We start from the raw sequence: 18,078 nt of genomic DNA on the forward strand, positions 1-18,078 counted from the left end.
AGGTAAGAGTTGATTCGAAAGGTACCCGCGATGGTCGCCTTCATGCACACCGGCACAAGACTTACCGCGGGCTACAGATACACCACGTTAGGGGACGCAACCCTAATTTAATTGCCTTGCTTCGCAAGTTTCCGATCTCATCGGGAGTGGTTTCTGTGCTTCCCGACGACGAAAGTAAAACATCAACTTGGTTAAATGCATCATTAAGTTGACTTTGAGAACTATTGGGAACCATTTGAGCTATTTCGTTAACTCGTGGCTCTAGTTGAACCTTGAGCTCCTCATTGTCGGTTCTGATTTGTAGGTAATGGCTGAGGATTCTTTCCACTGCATCTGAAAGCGGTGTTTCTGCTTTCTGCTTTCCGCTTAACAAGGAATTCAACTCGGCGATTTTTGTATCAAAGCCGTCGAAGCCAGGCAATCCCCTAGCAGCATCGAAGAGCTTGAGGGGAGACCAGCTAGTCGAGGGGGTATCTTGGCTAACTCGAACCAGGGCAATGCACTCGGATTGGTCGAAAAGAAAGCCTCGAACATCTCCCCAATAGTTGTCGAGTTGGGTAAGACCGACAAGACGAATAGGACTATTTGCCTTGTCATCAGATCGACGGATGAGTGTGCTAGCTTCTTCGTCCCAGTCCCAATCAACGAGCTCCGAGTTTATTGGAATTTGGCCGATTAGCATTTGCTGAATTAGTTGGGCGGCCTGGATAAAGGTGTCATCCTGGGAAATTCCAAGCGCTGGAGTATTGGCCGAGGTTTCGACAAGCGCGTTAGCAATGGTGCTATAGGCATAAATTGAATGGGCTTCTAGGCGTATTCTGACCTGAATTAGTTGCCCGCGGTGTAGTCGACCAGGCAGTAACTCTCGTTGAATGCTGGATTGCGGCACGCCGTCCCAGATCTGACTTTCTTTTCCGGCATAGGATTCTCTCGACACAAAATCTCTGAAAAGAGACTGTTCTGAAGAGACTTGTTCGATCTGTAGGGCTCTGCTTTTTCCAGATCGGAAGCTGATAGATGATCTGCCATTCGAGGCCCTATCATTGAGGTGAGAAATGGACGCACCGCCTCCGAGTGTTAATCCTAAGTCCTTTGTTCTCGTCTGAGTAAGGGTCGTTTTGGCATCCTCAGGACCGAACCGGGAGATATACAAGCTACGAAGAGCCAATTCATCGAGATAGAGGAACTGTCTTATGTCGCCCAGCGGTGACGCTTTACGGGAAAGCCGCTCGATTTTCCTTAGAATCCGTGAGCGACGGAAGCTTTCCTGCTTCTTCCTATAGTTTCGGAACCAACTCTTAATATTCACTTTTCTTCGCCCTTTCGAGCATTTCGCGCGGTAGTCGCTTTTTCAAATCCCAAAAGAAAGTGATCATTATATATTCTTGAACGACCTTCGATGACAGCTAACTCTCCTGAGTACTGGAGAATCGACCGTAGTTCTGCGGCAGTCCATCCTTCGGTTTGTGACGAAATTTTATCGAAATCAATATCGTTGGCTAGCGTTGGCGTGCGAGACTTTAAAATCTCAAGACGGTCCATTTGATTCGGTAGACGAAAATATACTTCGCGGTCAAACCTCCCGGGTCGGCGCAGTGCGCGGTCAATGTCGGAAATACGGTTGGTTGCCCCGATAGTTAGGACATTTTCAGGTGCCCCTACTCCGTCCATGTTCGTGAGAAATACATTAACGAGACGGGAACCGTTTTCATACGCATTCGAACGGTCTTTAGTTAAAACATCAATCTCATCAACAAAAATGATTGACATTTCTTGTTTAGCAGCGTCCTCGTATATTGCTTCAAGTCGTTCGGGCCTGACCCCCGGAAAGTGGACACGTCGGGGGTTAGCTATGCTGCTTTAGTCAGTGTAGCTGAAGTCTCGGCTTCAAAGACATCAGGCGCTACAAGATTGCACCAGGAGTGCCGCCGGCGCGTGTTGTAGCGCATGCACCACCGGAAGACTTCCCGGCGGCAGGAGATCGGATTGTCAAAGACTTTCCTATCGCGCAAGACTTCCCGCTTTAAGGTGGCGTTAAATGATTCTGCTAGGGCTTCTATCAGCACTCGTTCCTACCGCTCCCATGGACTGGCGCACACCCAACGACGAGCAATAGTTCCTAAAGGCTTGTGAGGTGTACACGCTGCCGTGATCGGAATGGAATATAGCCCCGTCAAGACTGCCGCGTACACCGTGCGCGTGGGCTATTGCATCGACGACCAGTGACACTCGCATGTTGTCTGCGAGCGCATAACCTGCAAGTTTGCGTGAATACGTGTCAATGACTGTGGCCAAATACATGTTCTTTCCACCCTTACAGGGCAGGTAGGTAATGTCGCCAACATAAACGCGATTCGGCTCGTTGGCTGTGAATTTACGGCCTACTAAGTCCGGCATGACGCGGTGGCCAGGCTTGCGCCTGGTAGTGACACATCGGCGGCGTTTGGTAAAGCCTTTAAGCCCCATGGCTTTCATAATTCGTGCAACTTTCTTGTGATTGATCGGGACATACGCCGTGTCCTCGTTCAGGCTTGCAGCGATGCGTTTAGCGCCGTAAAGCCCAAGCTCATCATCAAAGATGGTTGCGATCCTTGCACCAATAACAGCATCAGAATACATCTTTAACCTGCGATTTTTACGGGTTTGGACCCACTTATAAAACGAGGACCGATTCAGCTTTAACACATGGCACATCCGCTTGACCGAGTACTCGGTTCGGTGGTCATAGACACACTGGAAACAGAACTCCCGTGAGTCTGCTTTAAACAAAATATGTGGCGGCCTTGCGCAGGATGTCACGTTCTTCGCGCAGCTTTGCGTTTTCTTTTTCTAACTGGCGGATCCGTTCGGAATCATTCGCCGCTTGGGCTTTATCATGCACAGCTTTAATGCGGGCACGTTTGCCGGTGCCGTACTTCTTGACCCATGAATGCAGCGAGGCACGGTTGATACCGAGCTCGGCTGATGCTGAGTTCAGCGAGAGGTCCTCATTGTTCTCATAGAGGGCCACGGCATCGCGTTTGAACTGTTCGGAGTACCTGGACATGGTGGTAGATTACCTTTCTTTCCAGCCCGATTGGGCTGGATATCAGGTGTCCACCAAACAGGGGTCAGGTCCTTCTTCACTTTGCCCGACTAGCTGACCACCTAGAGACGCGGTTGTAACCAAATAGAAGGCGGACCCAGACTGGGCTGCCATTATTTGAGCTAAAAAGGTCTTCCCAGTTCCCGGTGGACCTGCGAAAAGGATCCCGTGTACAGGATCAACCTTCATCTGTGAGATTAACTCTCGTCCCTCCAGCGTGGTGTACAACTCTACTATTTGTTTTGCGCCGGTCAGTATCTCCTGCGAGCCGACAAAATAGTCCCACTGAAATCTCTCAGGGTCTAGGTCAATACGAAACTTCGAGGCACTGGCTTCATCCTCGATAGTGCTTTTTCGCGCTGCTTCTTGTGGGATGACTCTCAAAATCGAAGAACTCTCATTGAAGAGGGCGTAATCTCCCAGACTCCATCGAGCATTTTTATGCACCAACTTGTGGGCATACCCGTCTGGAGTCTTCATAAGAATTTCGTCGGGGCCGGACTTTTGTTCGATAACCCCAATTTGGGCCTTAACCTCCCAGCTCTCGTCGGATGCGATTTCCCAGCCCGAGGAATACACGAGGATGTCGCCTACCTTAGGGCTCAATGTCTTGATCTCTTGATTCCCGGCTAAAAGCAGCCCATTTGGTAAACGCACCATCGGCGTTCCTTGGGGTGTGAAGTGATCGAGCTTAACCGTGAGTGTTGTTAACGGTTCGTCCAATGATTCGCTTCTTCCGATTGCTCCCGCGGCATTACATGCGAGGTTGATGGATGTTTACGGCCTGAGTGGGCTTCACTCTATAGGTTGAGATTTATTAGCGTCTCAGTATATCCGCATCGTTTAACAGGAAGCACGCGATTCCTTTAGTCATTTGCATCCGCAGGATGCTTAGGATTCCGATTCGACGTGTTGCTGTAATTTTGTGTGCCAAACATTTGAGGTGGCGATGAATGAAGCATTGGTTGCGGATTTGATTTTCTGACGGCGGGTTGCCGTCTGGATAGATCGCGGGCCGATACTCGAATTCTGACTGGGATCGCTGTGTGGTGAAAGTTTGAGCAAATGCGCAGGTCGTTGAGTGATTGTTTAGTGCTGTTGCAAAGTTGGGCGGAGAGTAGCGAAGACTCAGTTTCTCATTCCCTGATGGCCGCTGCGTGTGGGCGTTGTTAGGCCGTCTCGAAGACCTGGTTGGCGATCACCGCGTCCGGGTTCGGTTGCCCGTAGGCAAACATCGTGCCTTGCCCTTTCCGCAATGAGTGCATCGCCTCCATCCCTTTCAACGTCCGATATGCAGATGTCCGGTTCTTAAACGCGCCTTTTGGCCCGAGGATCCGCTTCAGCCGACCATGGTCGCCTTCTAGGATGTTGTTGAGGTATTTCACCTGCCGGTGTTCCACTGTTGGCGGGCAGATTCCCTCTGACTTCAACTCGGTGATTGCCCTGGCTAGGGAGGGTGCTTTATCGGTGTTGATCACTCTGGGATACCCGGCTGATGCATTGGATCTGAGGGCCTTGGCCAGGAAACGCTTCGCTGCGGCCACGTTCCGCTTCGGGGAGAGGTAAAAGTCCAGGGTCTGGCCACCGGCGGTGATCGCCCGATAGAGGTAGCACCACCTGCCGCCGACCCGGATATAGGTCTCATCCACCCGCCAGGAACTAGCTTGCCAGTCAGGTACCTGCCGGTACCACCGTGTTTGCTTGTCCAGCTCAGGGGCGTATTTCTGGACCCAGCGGTAGATCGTGGTGTGATCGACCGGCACGCCCCGCTCGGTCATCATTTCCTCCAGAGCGCGGTAGCTCACCCCGTAGCGGCAGTACCACCCACTGCCCACAGAATAATGTCACGGGGGAAATGACGACCCGAGAAAATACCCATGGCTGTGATTAGTTCACGTCGCCCTTCCTACTGCCCCAACTTTGCAACAGCACCCAAAGCCCTGGAATGAACTCCTGTCACCAGGGTCATTCCAGGGCATATTTCCCTGACTAAGAGAAGCAGTGACACAGAAGGTCTACCTCAGCGTGGGCCCTGTGGGCGTGCAGGTTCCGTGTGTGGCTGGTGTGCTGCGGCATGGTCGGCAGCGATTGATGACCGACTCTGGAGCGGGTGCCTTGTCTGGTCTCGCGGTTCAGGGTGGGTGGACTATTCGGCGGGTTGGATCTCGCTCTCGGTGACCCACTTGTGGTTGGTCATCGTCATCCCGTCGACGGTGAGATCAACCATGTAGACCGTCTCCTCGGTGGAGTAATCGATGGTGGCCTCAGCACCCTTCATGCCGGACATGTGCTCGGCATCCAGGACAACGCTCGCCCCGTCGGGCAGGGGGCCTGACCCGGATCGACGAGCTCCTCATGGACGACCCAGCGGTGGTCGGTAACCGGGGCCCCACCCTCGGCGGGGGTGTAGCTGACCGAATAGGTCGTGGTGTCAAACGCCCCGGAAATGGTGGCGGTGGCCCCGTCCATGCCGGGCATGTGGTCAGCGGTGAGGATGACCTCGGTGCCCACCGGGTACGTGGGATCCTCGGCCTCTTCAATGCCTGCCGGCGGTGCCCCGCCGTCGGCAGGGTGGTCGTGCCCGCCGTGCTCTTCGTCGGCAGTGGTGGTGTCTTCCTGGTGGGTCTCGTTGGTCTCTGCGGTTGCCGTCGTGGTGCTGGTGGTGTCGGCATCGTCGGAGTTGTCGGTGGCGTCGCTGCAGGCGGTCAGCGCCAGGGTGGAGGTCAGTACCAAGGCGGCGAGGGTAATGCTGCGTTTCATGAGCGTTCCTTTCAAAGGTGGTGTGAGTTAGGGGTCGAGAGACAAGGTCAGTCAGTAACGGTTACGGGGGATATCGACCTACTGTGTTCCTCCTTCCCGTCGGTCGGAGCCAGGTGAGCCGGCTCCAGATCAATGCGGCGCAACAGCTGGGCGTTCAGGGCCACCACGATGGTCGAGGCAGACATCAAGATCGCGCCCACGGCCGGGGACAGCACGAACCCGATCGAGGCGAGCACTCCGGCGGCCAGCGGCACAGCGAGGATGTTGTAGCCAGAGGCCCAGATCAGGTTCTGGATCATCTTGCGGTAGCTGGCCTGGGACAGCTCAATCATCGACAGCACTGCCCGCGGGTCATCACTGGCTAGGACCACCCCGGCAGATTCCATGGCCACATCCGTGCCGGCACCGATGGCGATACCGACGTCCGCGCGGGTCAGAGCGGGGGCGTCATTGACACCGTAACCGACCATGGCCACGCTCAAACCCCGGTCCTGTAGCTGCGTGACCTTGGTGTCTTTGTCCTGAGGCAGGACCTCGGCGAAGACCTCATCAATGCCTAAGTCCTGACCGACGGCGTGGGCCACCTGCTGGGCGTCGCCGGTGATCATCGCGACCTTCACCCCGCGGTCCTGCAGGGCTTTCACGGCGGCGCGGGATTCGGGGCGGATCTTGTCCTCGACGGCCACCGCACCGATGATCTGACCGTCGCGGACAATATGGAGCACACCGGCCCCACGCCCGGTCCAGGCGCTGGTGGTGTCGGTGAGCTCGGCCGGGGTCGTGAGGTTGAACTCGCGCAGCATGTTCGGCCCGCCCACGAGGATCTCAGCGCCATCGACAGTGGCCCGGATCCCCCGGCCGGAGGCGGCGCTGAAACCAGTTGCACGGATTTGCCGACGGGAGGCCTCGGGATGGGCGGCCGCGGCCGCCACGATGGCGCGGGCCACGGGGTGCTCACTGTCGGCCTCCGCAGCGGCGGCCAGGGCCAGCAGCTCACCCTCGGTGACGCCGACAGCTGCCGCGACACCGGTGACCGCGTGCGCACCCTCGGTCAGGGTGCCGGTTTTGTCGAAGAGCACCACGTCGATGGTGCGCATCCGCTCGAGCGCCATACGGTCCTTGATGAGCACCCCGGATTTCGCGGCCCGCTCGCTGGAGATCGCAATGACCAGCGGAATCGCCAGGCCCAGGGCATGCGGGCAGGCGATGACCAGCACCGTGACCGTGCGCACGACGGCATCGTCCGGGCTGCCGATAATGGTCCACACCACCGCGGTGATCAGAGCGGAGATCAGCGCGAACCAGAACAACAACGCCGCCGCCCGATCCGCCAGGGCCTGGGCCCGGGAGGAGGACTCCTGGGCGTCGGCAACCATGCGTTGGATCCCGGCCAAGGCTGTGTCCCCGCCGGTAGCCTCCACCCGGATGCGGACGGTGTTGTCGGTGGCCACGGTACCGGCGACCACCTTGTCACCGGTGTCGCGGAAGACGGGACGGGATTCGCCGGTGATCATCGCCTCATCGAATTCGGCGGCTCCGTCGATGATGGTTCCGTCGGCCGGCACCCGGGCACCGGCCCTCACCAGCACGACGTCGTCGACGACCAGCTCGGAGATGGCCACGGTGCGGGTGGTCCCGTCGATGACTTTCTCGGCCTCATCCGGCAGCAGGGCAGCCAGCGCGTCAAGCGCGGAGGACGCGGCCCCGAGAGCGGACATCTCCAGCCAGTGGCCTAGCAGCATGATGGTCACCAGCAGGGCCAGCTCCCACCAGAAGTCCAGCTCAAAACCGCCCAGCCCCAGAGTGGTGACCCAGGAGGCGACAAACGCCACGGTGATGGCCATGGCGATCAGGAGCATCATGCCGGGTTGGCGGGATTTCAGTTCTTTCCATCCGCCCTTGAGGAAAGGCGTTCCGCCGTAGGCGAAGATGATCGTGCCCAGCACCGGGGGGGATCCAGGTGGATCCGGAGAATGCCGGGAGGTGGTAGCCGAGCAGGTGGGCGACCATGGGGCTGAAAATAACGACGGGAATGGACAGAATCAGCGACCACCAGAACCGGTTTCGAAACATTGCGGTGCTGTGTCCGGCGTGTTCGCCGTGACCATGAACGTGGTGGTCTTCGTCCGGGGCGGAATGCGGGTGATCGTGGGGCATCGCCTGGCCGTGGGTGTCGGCATCTGCGTGGTGTTCGTGGCTGGCATGATCCGGGTGGTGAGTGTGGTCTGTTTCCGGAGCGGGGTGATCACCATGGTGATCACCCGAATGGTGGGGAGTGCTCATGACGTTCCTTTCGCTCAACCCGGTCGGGGTCGAGATGATGGGTAAAACTAATCAGGATAAGACGGTGTAGCCAGCCTCCTCGATGGCCCGGCGAACCATCTCCGGAGGTACGACACCGGTGACCGTGACGGTGGAAACACCACCAGCAGCGAGATCAATCTGGACGTCGTCGACCTGGGGGAGGGCCTGAAGGGCCTGGGTCACGCTTTTCGCGCAGTGCCCGCAGGTCAGACCGGTGACCTGGTAGCTAGGGGAGGACCCTCCTGCTGACGAGTCGCTGGCGGCAGGGATGGAGGCGGTGTCGGCACGTGAGGCAGGTCCGCAACAGCTGCAGCCGTGGGAGGCCATCGGCAAGAGGCGGGGCGGGGAGGTGATCATGGGAAAGCTCCTACGAGTCGGTGGGATGCGGCGATGCCACTCTCTAGCGTATACCCCCCCGGGGTATATTTTCAATGGGTGGAGGGCATGACCCTCACGCGGAGCAGGGTATGGTCACCGAGCAGCCTCCTCACTGTCGGGAGGGGACAGCGGGAGGCGGAGGGCAAACACCGCTCCGCCACCGGGTCCGGGGGAGGTGGCGGTGAGAGTGCCGCCATGGGCCTCGATCAATGCCTTGGAGATGGTCAGACCGATACCGGCCCCGCCGTTGTCCCGGCTGCGGGCGGCATCCCCCCGGTAGAAGCGTTCGAAGATGTATCTGAGCTGGTCAGGTGGGATGCCCTCGCCGTCATCGGCGACGTGGATGAGTACGGTGGACGCCCCCTGTCGGTGGACGCTGATCCGGACCTGCCCGCCGGCCGGGGTGTGCCGTAGCGCGTTCGACAGGAGATTGCTCATCACCTGGCCGAAGCGTTGCCGGTCCACGAGCACCCGGGTGGTGTCCGTAATGGTCTCGACCTGTAAATCGACGCCTTTGTCAGCATAAGCTTCCCCCGCGGCAGCAGCGGCGGTATGGAGCAGATCCCCGAGCCCTTCCTCCGCCAGGTCCAAATCGATCCGGTGTTCCTGGGCCCGGGAGACATCGTCGATGTCTTCCATCAACCGGGTCAGGCGGGTGAGTTGGTCAGCCATGATCGTGTGGGTGGCATTATTCCAGTCCACGACCCCGTCTTGGAGACCATCGAGGTAGACCGTGAGCACCGATAAGGGGGTGCCCATTTCGTGGGCCAGATCAGAGAGCATCTGGCGACGGACCTGTTCGGTGTGTTCCAGCCGGTCGGCCATGGTGTTGAAGGCATGCGCCAGGGTGGTGACCTCGGGGCCTGCTTTTCCGGCGGGCACGCGGATACGGGAGTTGCCGGCCGTCAGGCTGGTAGCGGCGCGGGTGAGATCCTGCAGGGGGGTGCGCAAACGACGCGATAACCACAGGCTGGCCAGCAGGGCGCTGATCAAGGCGGTGGGCAGGGCGACGACCAGGGTGATCAGGTTAGCGCCCCGGTAGGCCTGCTCGGCATGGAACAGCTCCAGCGAGGGGTCCTCCCGGCCGGTCATCAACATATGATCATGGAACAGGGACGGGCCCACCATCGTGGCCACGGCCGCGGCCACCAGCAGGCTAATCACCACGACCAACACCTGGGCGGCCAGGAAGCGGAAGGTCAGGCCGGGTCCGTGATTCATGGCTGCCCCACCCGGTAGCCCACGCCACGCACGGTGTCGATAAACCCCCGGCCCTGGGTGTCGGTGCCAAGCTTGCGACGCAAGTTGCCGATGTGGACATCGACGATGCGTTCATCACCGACCCAGGTGGTGTCCCAGACCTCGGTGACCAGGTCGTGGCGGGTCAGCACCTGGCCGGGGCGCAGGGCCAGGGCAACCAGCAGCTCGAACTCCGTACGAGTGAGCTCCACGGTCGTCTTCCCCACCCGCACCTCATGGGCGACGGGGTCAAGAATGAGGTCACCAACGATCAAGGGGGTGGTCACCTGCGGTGGGGTGGTGCTGGTGCGCGGGCGGCGCAGCACCGCATGCACCCGGGTCACCAGTTCCCGGATGCTAAAAGGTTTGGTGATGTAGTCATCCGCCCCCAGGGTCAAACCGCTGATCTTGTCGTCCTCGCTGCCCCGTGCGGTGAGCATGAGGATGTAGCAGTCCGAGAAGGTGCGGATCCGTCGGCACACCTCTAGGCCGTCGAGTTCGGGCAGCCCCAGATCCAGCACCACGACATCGGGGGAAAAGCGACGGGCCTCGTCCACGGCCTGGGTACCGGTGTGCGCCTGGAGGGTATCGAAGCCGGCCCGGATGAGGTAGGAAGCCACCATCTGAGCCAGGGGTTGTTCATCATCGACGACCAGCACCCGCCCCGGGGGCGTGGCGGTGGTCGGTGTGCGGTCAGCCATAGACCCCAGTATCGCTCCGGCTAGGGGGGAATACCACTCGCTCAGTACCCGGCGGGAAAATCTTCATCAAATCTTCAAACATCACCCTTCGACCGCCGTCACCCCTGTGCCCCACCCCGGGCCGGCGGCATCGCCTCCCCTGGTCGGTTCAGCAGGCGCCACCAGGGATTTCACTGCGTGCACCGCATACCCAGGGCGGGTAAAAGGACATCGCCCACGGCTGTGGGGTGGTGTTCCGGTGGTGACCCAGCCCACCGAATTCACCCCCTTTTTCGCCCTGTTATAAGGCTGCGAGCAGGGTTTTGAATTCTAGTCCGTCAGGCACCCGTGCTAGATAAAGGTATGGCATCGACCTTGAGGCGGTGTCTTCTTATGGCCTTACCACGATCCAAGGAGATTGACGTGAAACGAGCAGCGATCGCAACCGCCGCCCTTGCCCTCGCCCTCACGGGGTGTTCGGCCGCCGACCCGGAACCCACCGCCGATGGGACGGTGTCCCAGGACACATTCCTGACTGCCCATGGCCTGGTCGACATGGACGCGGTGGAGATCATTGATCACCTCGACCGGCAGAAGGTCACTGAGCGTCCCACGGATCTGATCGCCTCAGTACGTGCCGATGAACTGCTGCTCTCGAGCGATGACCAAGAAGTTGTGCTCGATCTTCCCGACAATCAGACGTATGTCTCGATCGCACCCTATCTCACCTCCACCCACGACTGCTTCTACCACAGCCTCACGACCTGCCAGGGGGAACTCGACAATGAGGATATCCAGGTCACGATCACCGATGAGGCGACCGGTGAGGTGCTGGTGGACGAGGCGACAACCACCTTCGACAACGGGTTTATTGGCTTCTGGCTTCCCGATGATGCCACCGGCCTGATTGAGGTCAGCTACCAGGGGCGTACCGGCACCGCGGAGTTTTCCACCGCCGACGACGGTGCCACCTGTGTCACAGACCTGCACCTGACGTGATGGCTCAGCAGGGTCCTCACCTGCGCCTGTCTCCCGTGTCACTGAAATCTAACACCAAGGAAGGTTAAATCATGATGAACGGATTTTCCCGACGACGGTTTCTGCTCGGCGGGCTCGTCCTCGCCGGCACCGGGGCCGTGGCCGCCTGCACCAGCGACCCTGGACCCGCTGCCTCGGCACCAGGTTCTTCTCTTCGCCCCACTCCCACCCCCACTTCGCTCGGTGAGTCGACGGTGCGCCGGACACTGACCGCCCGGCCCCTCTCTCTGGATATCGGCGGTATCGAAGCCAAGACGTGGGGATACGTCTCTGACACCGGGGATGCGGCCATTGAGGCCACCGCCGGCGACGTCCTCCAGGTCGATATCACCAATGAACTGCCTGAGAGCACCTCCATCCACTGGCATGGCATCGCACTCCACAACGCAGCCGATGGTGTGCCCGGCATGACTCAGGACCCCATTGAACCTGCCGAGTCTTTCTCCTATGTTTTTGAAGTCCCCCACGGTGGCACCTACTTCTACCATTCCCACTCCGGCCTGCAGCTTGATCGCGGCCTCCACGCCCCACTGATCGTCCGTGACCCGCAAGACGCTGAGGACCAGGACGTCGAGTGGACCATCGTGCTCGACGACTGGGTCGATGGCATTCAGGGCACTCCCGACGATGAGCTCGACAAGCTCACCGGAATGGGTTCGGGCGACCATAACGGGAAGAAGGGGATGGGAGGTCACGGCCATATGATGCACGGCACCCCGGACCGGGTACTGGGCGGGGACGCCGGCGATGTGATGTATCCGCACTACCTCATCAACGGACGTATCCCCCGTGCTCACCGGACCTTCGAGGCTCGCCCGGGCGACAAGGCCCGCCTGCGGTTTATCAACTCCGGCGGTGACACCATCTTCAAGGTGGCCCTCGGTGGTCACCGCATGACCGTCACCCACACCGACGGCTTCCCGGTCCAGCCCCGGGAGACCGAATCGATCTACCTGTCGATGGGTGAACGCGTCGACGTGGAGGTGGTACTCGGTGATGGTGTCTTTCCCCTGACCGCCCTGGCCGCCGGCAAGGACGACCGGGCGTTTGCCGTCATCCGCACCGCCGGCGGCCAGGCCCCCACCCCGATGTCGACTTCCCCGAGTTGTCGTCCACCGGACTGCTTCTGTCCTCCCTGAAGCCAGCAGACCGTGCACTCCTGCCCGAGGACACACCAGACCGAGAAGTCAGCATCGACCTGGGCGGGCAGATGATGCCGTATGAATGGAGCATTCTCACCGACGGCCAATCCTCCTCCGCGACCGTGCAGGAGGGCCAGCGCCTGCGGATGGTCATGCGCAACAGGACCATGATGCCCCATCCCATGCACATCCACGGCCACACGTGGGCGCTGCCCGGCAGCGGCGGGCTACGCAAGGACACCGTCCTTCTCCGCCACGGTGAAACCATGATCGCCGACCTGATCGCTGACAACCCCGGTGAGTGGGCATTTCACTGCCATAACGCCTATCACATGGAAGCCGGGATGCTCAGCTCGCTTCGCTACGAGTAACCCCCACAGCAGGGTTGAGTGCCGAGGTGGGCGGGGGTGTCCCCCGAGTAGTGGACACGGCGTTGGTGTGAAGTGTCCCAGGTTTTGTTCCGTTTGAGTAGATGGGAAAATCTGGAACGTGCCGAGAAAATTTGACCAGGATGCAAAGGATCGTGTGGTCCGTCTCGTGGAAGATCGCATCGTGGCGGAAAATATGTCGATGCACCCCGCGTGCCAGGCAGTAGCTCCAAAGCTGGGGGTTTCATGGCACACGGCTCGTCAATGGACTTAAGCCTGCCCGTCGTGCGGGGAGCATCCCAGAACCTGTGTGTGAAGATTTGGCTGCCGAAAACGCGAGGCTACGTCGTGAAAATCAAGAGCTACGCGATACTAATGAGTTGTTGAAGGCTGCCTTGGCTTTTTTCGCCTCATGACTCGACCCGAAACGTTAAGAAATGATCCGGTTCATCGATGAAAACCGGAATTATTTCTCTGTCGAGTTCATCTGCACTGGCGTTGAAGAATAACCGGGCTGGTGGGTTTATCACCTCGCGTGGGTATCGCCAGTCCAAGGCCCGTGGGTTAAGTGCTCGTCGACTTCGCGATGCTGCGTTGGTTGAACGCATTAGTGCTGTTCATCGGGATAATGACGGTGTTTACGGCGTGCGGAAAATGTGGCATGCGCTTCACCGTGACGGAATCGATATCGGTCGTGAACAAACCGCTCGGCTGATGCGCCTGGCTGGTGTTTCTGGCACAGGCACAGGCGGATCACCAATCACAACGCGTACACCTCAACGTGCCGGATCTGCGCCCGGATTTGGTCGAGCGTGAATTTAAAGCCCGGGGCCCGAATAAGCTGTGGGTGGCCGACATTACCTACGTGCGCACGAAGAAAGGCTTTGTGTATGCCGCGTTTGTCACCGACGTTTACTCCCGACGGATCGTTGGGTGGGCGTTATCAGACTCGATGCGGACTTCAAGCACTGCCGCTGCAAGCTCTCAACCAGGCAATCGTGTGTGCTGAGGAAACAACAGGTCTCATTCACCATTCGGATCACGGATCGCAGTATGTCAGCGTGGTCTACAACCAGCGACTTGCCCAACACGGGATCACTGCTTCCACCGGAAGTGTGGTGACTTATATGACAATGCACTGGCTGAAAACGTTAACGGCCCCTCATAAGAACGAACTCATCCATACTCGCAGGTGGAATGATGTTATCGAGGTAGAAATTGCGACGTTCGAGTGGGTGTCATGGTGGAACGAGACAAGGCTCCACCAAAGCTTGGGATACCGAACCCCAGCCGAGGTGGAAACCGAGTTTTGGAAGCAGAACCCGCCACAGGCAATAATAGAAATCAAGGCAAATGCCTAGGAGCAAAACTCGGGGCACTTCATTCCTTGGCGGAGTATGCAATGCCATTCAAGTGGCCGCACTGCGAATCATCGTGGTGGGAACCGTAGCTGATGGGGTGAAGCCCAAAGCCCTTTCTACGATGGGATCGATAAATAGCTCTGCAATGCTTATCGGGTACATCATCGGGGCGCCTGTCGTGAGCGCCATAGGCCCGGCCGCGGCACTGGCCGTATCCGGGATTGGAACCTCCGTGCTCACAGTAGGACCGGTCCTGAAACACCGTTTGCAATGATGCCCATGTGCGCACCTAGTTGCTGTTTTTCTTTTTCTTCGTGCGCAGCATATCCATGCTCATTACGGCGCCGATGATGGCGGCGTGCTGCTGCTCGTTGAGGTCTGGCGCGATCCGCAGGAGATACGTGTTTTTACCCATGAAGTAGTTGCCCATGCCGGTCCACTTATTGGAGACATCGGCAAGCTGGTGATCCTGGGAGGTGATGGTGAGGTTCCAATCCCAGAAATCGCCGTGCACTTCGACGTCGGCAAAGCCCTCCATTGTTAATTCCATCTTCGTTTTGAACATGGAGAAGCGCTTGGTGATAACGGCCATGGGCTGTTCAATTCCCGGTAGGTGTACTTTGTAGGTATCCCTCAAAAAATTCGCCGGATCCGAGATTGTCATGACTGTTTGTTGGGGGTTGCCTTCGGCATCCGTGAGCGCGACCTCCAAGCTGCGGGAGGGTTTAAACACCATCTCCTTAAGGCTGGTGGATTGCACAATGGTGCCCACTGGGGTCCCGTTGACATCAGAAATCATGAATCGATCTTTGAGGAGGGACTTGGTTTGGGAAATAACCAGCTCGTCGAGCGTGAATAATTTTTGCATCATGCCAGCCAATGTATGGCAGTGGGCGTTTTTAATCCTCCTCCCTAGGGGTGGTTTTTGCTTCTTCCTGTGCTTCGTGGGCCTCTTCGTAGGCTCGCACGCGGTGGGCGGTCATGGTTCGTGCAAAAGTTTGCACCCAATTCTTATTCTTTTCCGCTAGTGGGCCGGAGGGCTCGGTGACGGTCCAGGTGCCGTCCTCGAAGAGCCAAATAATGTCCCGGGTGTGTGGGTCCATGACGTAGAAGACGCGGCCATCGGTCTTTATGTTGTGGTGGTGCTGGCACAGGCAGGCAAGGTTTGCGGGCGTCGTCGGCCCGCCATCCGCGTGGTTGATGCGGTGATCCTTCTGGCACACCGTGGCAGGGCGGTTGCAGCCAGGGTAGCGGCAGGTGCCGTCGAATCCTTCGAGGTAGGCTGCCATATCCGGTGGGGTGACGTATCCCTTAACCTCCTTATCCGGGTTCATGTCCCGGATCTTGGAGTAGGGCAGCGCGTTGGAGCGCGCCGGGTCGAGCCACCCAACGGATTCAATGAATGCGGGGGAGTTGGGGACATCGGTTGCCTTGTAGGCATTCAGGATGACCTGGGGCGCTTCGGTATTGCCGGTGAGGAGGGAAATGGCGGCATCGGCAAGCGAGCAATCCAGCTTGAGCGCAGTCTCCTTGATGCACTTATCTACGCACGCCATTACCGAAGGCTCCGCGCTCAGCGTCATTGCTGCGGTATTGTTTCCCCAATTCTCCATGGTGTAGCGCGGCTGGGTCGGCCCCTTTTTGACCGCAAGGGTGTCATCTTCAAGGTTGATGAGCTCATTAATCTTCCTTTTAATCTGCGCTTGCGTCCGCATGGACTGGTTGGCGCGGGTGGGGGTGAGGTAGGCGGTGAGCTGCTCATCGATGCGCGCGACTACCTCCGGGGTCGGGTTGCCCAGGCGGTTGAGGGATTTATTGATGGCAATGAGGCGGTCTAAATCTAAGTGGTAGAGCTGGTGCTGCAGTTCTTTCAGCTGGGGCAGCTCTTCTAGGCGGTACAGGGCCATTAGGATATGGCCGATTCGCCCTTCATTAACTCCGGTGGTGCGGTAGAGGGATTGGGTTACTAATTCGAAATCAGAATCGAGATCAGGGATCTGTTCAGTCCAGAACTCATATTCGGCCTTTCGCATTTCAAAAGCTAAGCGTGTAGTGGGGTCTTTGGTGTTGGTCGTGGAAAAGTAGGGATCTTCCATGGCGCTTAAAACCTAAATTTGTATTGTGAACGTGTGTACGAAAAACACTATAGAACACCCGCCGGACATTCGCCTGTTTTAACGCGTTTTCGCAGGTAGGACTGCATATTCTTCGGTCAGGATAACCAGCTTAAAAGCAAATTATGTGCTAGCTTGAGGAAGGTATGAGTCAGGAGCAGGAAACGCAGGAAGAACCCGGCCGCGCGTGGTGGCAGTGGTGGGCACCCTTGGCAATGATCGCTGTCTTCTTGGTGCTCCCGCCGGCGATTTACCAGGCGGTTTCCGGCACGGTATTGCTCGGCATCATGGGTGGGCTTACCGTGCTTATTGCTCTTATCGATGCCACCACATTCCGCTACTCATGGACCATCTTCTGGGTTGCGGGCATCGCCTATTTCGCAGCCATGGCGATGTACTTCAACGAGGGGACATGGATTTACCTGCCGGTAGTGGTCCTTTTGGCGTTGGGAGCTAGCAAATTGGGCGCCAAGTTGAGGAAGCGCTGATGGAAATCTGGCGGTTGGATCACCCTGAGGCTGGCCTGCTCGAGGTTGAGCGCGGCTACGATGCCGAGTTCGCTGAGCAGGGCGAATGGCCCAAGGAGCCGAAGGAATTTACGCCGGTGCTTGGCGATGCCCCCTTTATCCACCGCATCCAGCTCTGGCGCAAGAATCCTGCACCCCGCATGCAGATCGTGGTCAATGGCGAGGTTCGCAGCCGGCACGACAAGCCGCGTGGCGGCCGTTATTCATTGCAGAAGAATCTGGAAAACGATCTCTCATTCAGTGAGAATAGTGCGCCGCTGACTAAGCCTTATGTAGATATCCAAGCCACGCCCTTCGGGGAGATACAGGATGTCTACTACCGCGATGGGGAGGAGGCCGTGGCCTTTGATCCGCCGCCGGGCTCCTTGGGTGAAAAGCGGCGCCGGGCAATGGAAGAAAGCCCCTTCAAGCGCGTGCTGTATCCACTGCTCGGTGGGCTGGGGAAGTCCGGGTGGGCCATCGCGATGATTGTTTTGGCTCCTATTATTAGCCGCATCCTCTCGCGCTTGCTGCCGGATTGGGAGCTGCCAGATGTAGATTTCCCAGAGATTTACCTTCCGCTGCCAAATTTGCCGAACCTGCCGGAGCCACCGCAGATTACCTTGCCCGCGCCGCAGTTTGCGGTGCACTTTGTACCTCCGGAATGGGTGGTTTTCCTTATGGATTACAGCAGGGTGTGGATGCCTATAGTTATTGCCATTGCCTTTGGGGTGATGGCGGTGCGCAATGCAAAGAAGTCGGAGGCGAAGAAGAAGGAGTGGCAGAACCATGAAGATTCGCGGCGCGATTGATGCGGAGGGCCGGTGCAAGCATTGGCATTCCCCGCTCGACGTGGTGGCCAATAAGTGCGCGACCTGCGGCGAGTACTTCGCGTGCGCGCTGTGCCATGCGGAGCTGACGGATCATGAGTTTGGGCCCATGCTTGTCGATGCCCCCGCTGCCCTCTGCGGTTCCTGTGGCCTCGAGATGGATTACCGGCTGTATTCCTCTGTCGAGGCATGCCCGAAGTGTGGGCATATGTTTAATCCCGGCTGCAGTGCGCATGCCGGGATCTATTTTCAGGTCACCGCGTAAAAGCGAGG

The 18,078-nt window shown here is 58.3% G+C and carries 17 protein-coding genes and 6 pseudogenes; 10 read left to right on the forward strand and 13 right to left on the reverse strand.

What is annotated here, in order from left to right:
* Window positions 1–61: 61 nt before the first annotated feature.
* The 7 genes and pseudogenes from ACLI1T_RS00240 to ACLI1T_RS00270 all read right to left on the reverse strand — a co-directional run bounded on the left by ACLI1T_RS00240 (window position 62) and on the right by ACLI1T_RS00270 (window position 7,918).
* Window positions 62–1,309, reverse strand: a complete 1,248-nt coding sequence (locus ACLI1T_RS00240) for a hypothetical protein (protein WP_411702726.1) — start codon at window positions 1,307–1,309, stop codon at window positions 62–64.
* Window positions 1,306–1,854: an AAA family ATPase gene (locus ACLI1T_RS00245; RefSeq protein WP_411703322.1), complete on the reverse strand. Its 549-nt coding sequence runs from the start codon at window positions 1,852–1,854 to the stop codon at window positions 1,306–1,308. Before ACLI1T_RS00245 ends, ACLI1T_RS00240 begins: the two co-directional genes overlap by 4 nt.
* Window positions 1,851–3,046 (reverse strand): annotated as a pseudogene (locus ACLI1T_RS00250) (IS3 family transposase). Before ACLI1T_RS00250 ends, ACLI1T_RS00245 begins: the two are co-directional and overlap by 4 nt.
* A 42-nt stretch (window positions 3,047–3,088) precedes the next feature.
* A complete protein-coding gene (locus tag ACLI1T_RS00255; RefSeq protein WP_411702727.1) occupies window positions 3,089–3,808 on the reverse strand; it encodes an AAA family ATPase in 720 nt (239 codons plus the stop codon).
* Window positions 3,809–4,254: 446 nt separating this feature from the next.
* Window positions 4,255–4,964, reverse strand: a pseudogene (locus tag ACLI1T_RS00260) (IS6 family transposase).
* 267 nt (window positions 4,965–5,231) lie between these two features.
* A pseudogene (locus tag ACLI1T_RS00265) lies at window positions 5,232–5,845 on the reverse strand (YdhK family protein).
* 47 nt (window positions 5,846–5,892) lie between these two features.
* Window positions 5,893–7,918 (reverse strand): annotated as a pseudogene (locus ACLI1T_RS00270) (copper-translocating P-type ATPase).
* A gap of 9 nt (window positions 7,919–7,927) precedes the next feature.
* On the opposite strand from ACLI1T_RS00270, the gene ACLI1T_RS00275 reads away from it, so the two are divergent.
* Window positions 7,928–8,173: a hypothetical protein gene (locus ACLI1T_RS00275; protein WP_411702728.1), complete on the forward strand. Its 246-nt coding sequence runs from the start codon at window positions 7,928–7,930 to the stop codon at window positions 8,171–8,173.
* Between the two features lie 6 nt (window positions 8,174–8,179).
* Here the strand turns inward: ACLI1T_RS00275 and ACLI1T_RS00280 are convergent, their stop codons facing one another.
* The 3 genes from ACLI1T_RS00280 to ACLI1T_RS00290 all read right to left on the reverse strand — a co-directional run bounded on the left by ACLI1T_RS00280 (window position 8,180) and on the right by ACLI1T_RS00290 (window position 10,467).
* Window positions 8,180–8,506: a heavy-metal-associated domain-containing protein gene (locus ACLI1T_RS00280; RefSeq protein ID WP_005276120.1), complete on the reverse strand. Its 327-nt coding sequence runs from the start codon at window positions 8,504–8,506 to the stop codon at window positions 8,180–8,182.
* A gap of 114 nt (window positions 8,507–8,620) precedes the next feature.
* Window positions 8,621–9,748, reverse strand: coding sequence for a HAMP domain-containing sensor histidine kinase (locus tag ACLI1T_RS00285; RefSeq protein ID WP_323463010.1), 1,128 nt, complete (start codon window positions 9,746–9,748; stop codon window positions 8,621–8,623).
* Window positions 9,745–10,467, reverse strand: a complete 723-nt coding sequence (locus tag ACLI1T_RS00290; RefSeq protein ID WP_284852601.1) for a response regulator transcription factor — start codon at window positions 10,465–10,467, stop codon at window positions 9,745–9,747. The genes ACLI1T_RS00285 and ACLI1T_RS00290 overlap by 4 nt, the downstream gene beginning before the upstream one ends.
* Window positions 10,468–10,869: 402 nt before the next feature.
* Between ACLI1T_RS00290 and ACLI1T_RS00295 the strand changes: the two genes are divergently transcribed.
* The 6 genes and pseudogenes from ACLI1T_RS00295 (at window position 10,870) to ACLI1T_RS00320 (ending at window position 14,355) form a co-directional block, all read left to right on the forward strand.
* The gene (locus tag ACLI1T_RS00295; RefSeq protein WP_070767875.1) at window positions 10,870–11,445 is read left to right on the forward strand and encodes a CueP family metal-binding protein; all 576 of its coding nucleotides are present in this window, start codon (window positions 10,870–10,872) and stop codon (window positions 11,443–11,445) included.
* 71 nt (window positions 11,446–11,516) lie between these two features.
* Window positions 11,517–12,997, forward strand: a pseudogene (locus ACLI1T_RS00300) (multicopper oxidase family protein).
* 72 nt (window positions 12,998–13,069) lie between these two features.
* A pseudogene (locus ACLI1T_RS00305) lies at window positions 13,070–13,268 on the forward strand (hypothetical protein).
* A gap of 179 nt (window positions 13,269–13,447) precedes the next feature.
* Window positions 13,448–13,810 carry an IS3 family transposase gene (locus ACLI1T_RS00310; protein ID WP_349887040.1) on the forward strand — a complete coding sequence of 121 codons (363 nt, stop codon included), beginning with the start codon at window positions 13,448–13,450 and terminating at the stop codon, window positions 13,808–13,810.
* Complete coding sequence (locus ACLI1T_RS00315) at window positions 13,722–14,003, forward strand: DDE-type integrase/transposase/recombinase (protein ID WP_411702729.1); 282 nt, start codon at window positions 13,722–13,724, stop codon at window positions 14,001–14,003. The genes ACLI1T_RS00310 and ACLI1T_RS00315 overlap by 89 nt, the downstream gene beginning before the upstream one ends.
* Window positions 13,885–14,355 carry an integrase core domain-containing protein gene (locus ACLI1T_RS00320; RefSeq protein WP_411702730.1) on the forward strand — a complete coding sequence of 157 codons (471 nt, stop codon included), beginning with the start codon at window positions 13,885–13,887 and terminating at the stop codon, window positions 14,353–14,355. The genes ACLI1T_RS00315 and ACLI1T_RS00320 overlap by 119 nt, the downstream gene beginning before the upstream one ends.
* 48 nt (window positions 14,356–14,403) lie before the next feature.
* Here ACLI1T_RS00320 and ACLI1T_RS00325 read toward each other — a convergent pair whose 3' ends face one another.
* The 3 genes from ACLI1T_RS00325 to ACLI1T_RS00335 are packed head-to-tail and all read right to left on the reverse strand — an operon-like array spanning window position 14,404 to window position 16,388.
* A complete protein-coding gene (locus ACLI1T_RS00325; protein WP_411702731.1) occupies window positions 14,404–14,595 on the reverse strand; it encodes a hypothetical protein in 192 nt (63 codons plus the stop codon).
* A gap of 49 nt (window positions 14,596–14,644) precedes the next feature.
* The gene (locus ACLI1T_RS00330) at window positions 14,645–15,226 is read right to left on the reverse strand and encodes an LURP-one-related/scramblase family protein (RefSeq protein WP_005280529.1); all 582 of its coding nucleotides are present in this window, start codon (window positions 15,224–15,226) and stop codon (window positions 14,645–14,647) included.
* A 28-nt stretch (window positions 15,227–15,254) separates the two neighbouring features.
* Window positions 15,255–16,388 (reverse strand): HNH endonuclease signature motif containing protein, encoded by a 1,134-nt coding sequence (locus ACLI1T_RS00335; protein ID WP_411702732.1) that lies wholly within the window; start codon window positions 16,386–16,388, stop codon window positions 15,255–15,257.
* 227 nt (window positions 16,389–16,615) lie between these two features.
* Here ACLI1T_RS00335 and ACLI1T_RS00340 point away from each other — a divergent pair, with 227 nt between their 5' ends.
* Genes ACLI1T_RS00340 through ACLI1T_RS00350 form a run of 3 tightly spaced genes read left to right on the forward strand, consistent with a single transcriptional unit; the run spans window position 16,616 to window position 18,070 of the window.
* Window positions 16,616–16,957, forward strand: a complete 342-nt coding sequence (locus ACLI1T_RS00340) for a heme transporter (RefSeq protein ID WP_349887036.1) — start codon at window positions 16,616–16,618, stop codon at window positions 16,955–16,957.
* Entirely contained in the window at window positions 16,957–17,787 is an 831-nt protein-coding gene (locus tag ACLI1T_RS00345) for a hypothetical protein (RefSeq protein ID WP_239269685.1), read from the forward strand. Before ACLI1T_RS00340 ends, ACLI1T_RS00345 begins: the two co-directional genes overlap by 1 nt.
* A complete protein-coding gene (locus ACLI1T_RS00350; protein WP_239269684.1) occupies window positions 17,765–18,070 on the forward strand; it encodes a CHY zinc finger protein in 306 nt (101 codons plus the stop codon). Before ACLI1T_RS00345 ends, ACLI1T_RS00350 begins: the two co-directional genes overlap by 23 nt.
* The last annotated feature ends 8 nt before the right edge of the window (window positions 18,071–18,078 follow it).

This window comes from Corynebacterium tuingiense (assembly GCF_046718165.1).
Classification (GTDB): domain Bacteria; phylum Actinomycetota; class Actinomycetes; order Mycobacteriales; family Mycobacteriaceae; genus Corynebacterium.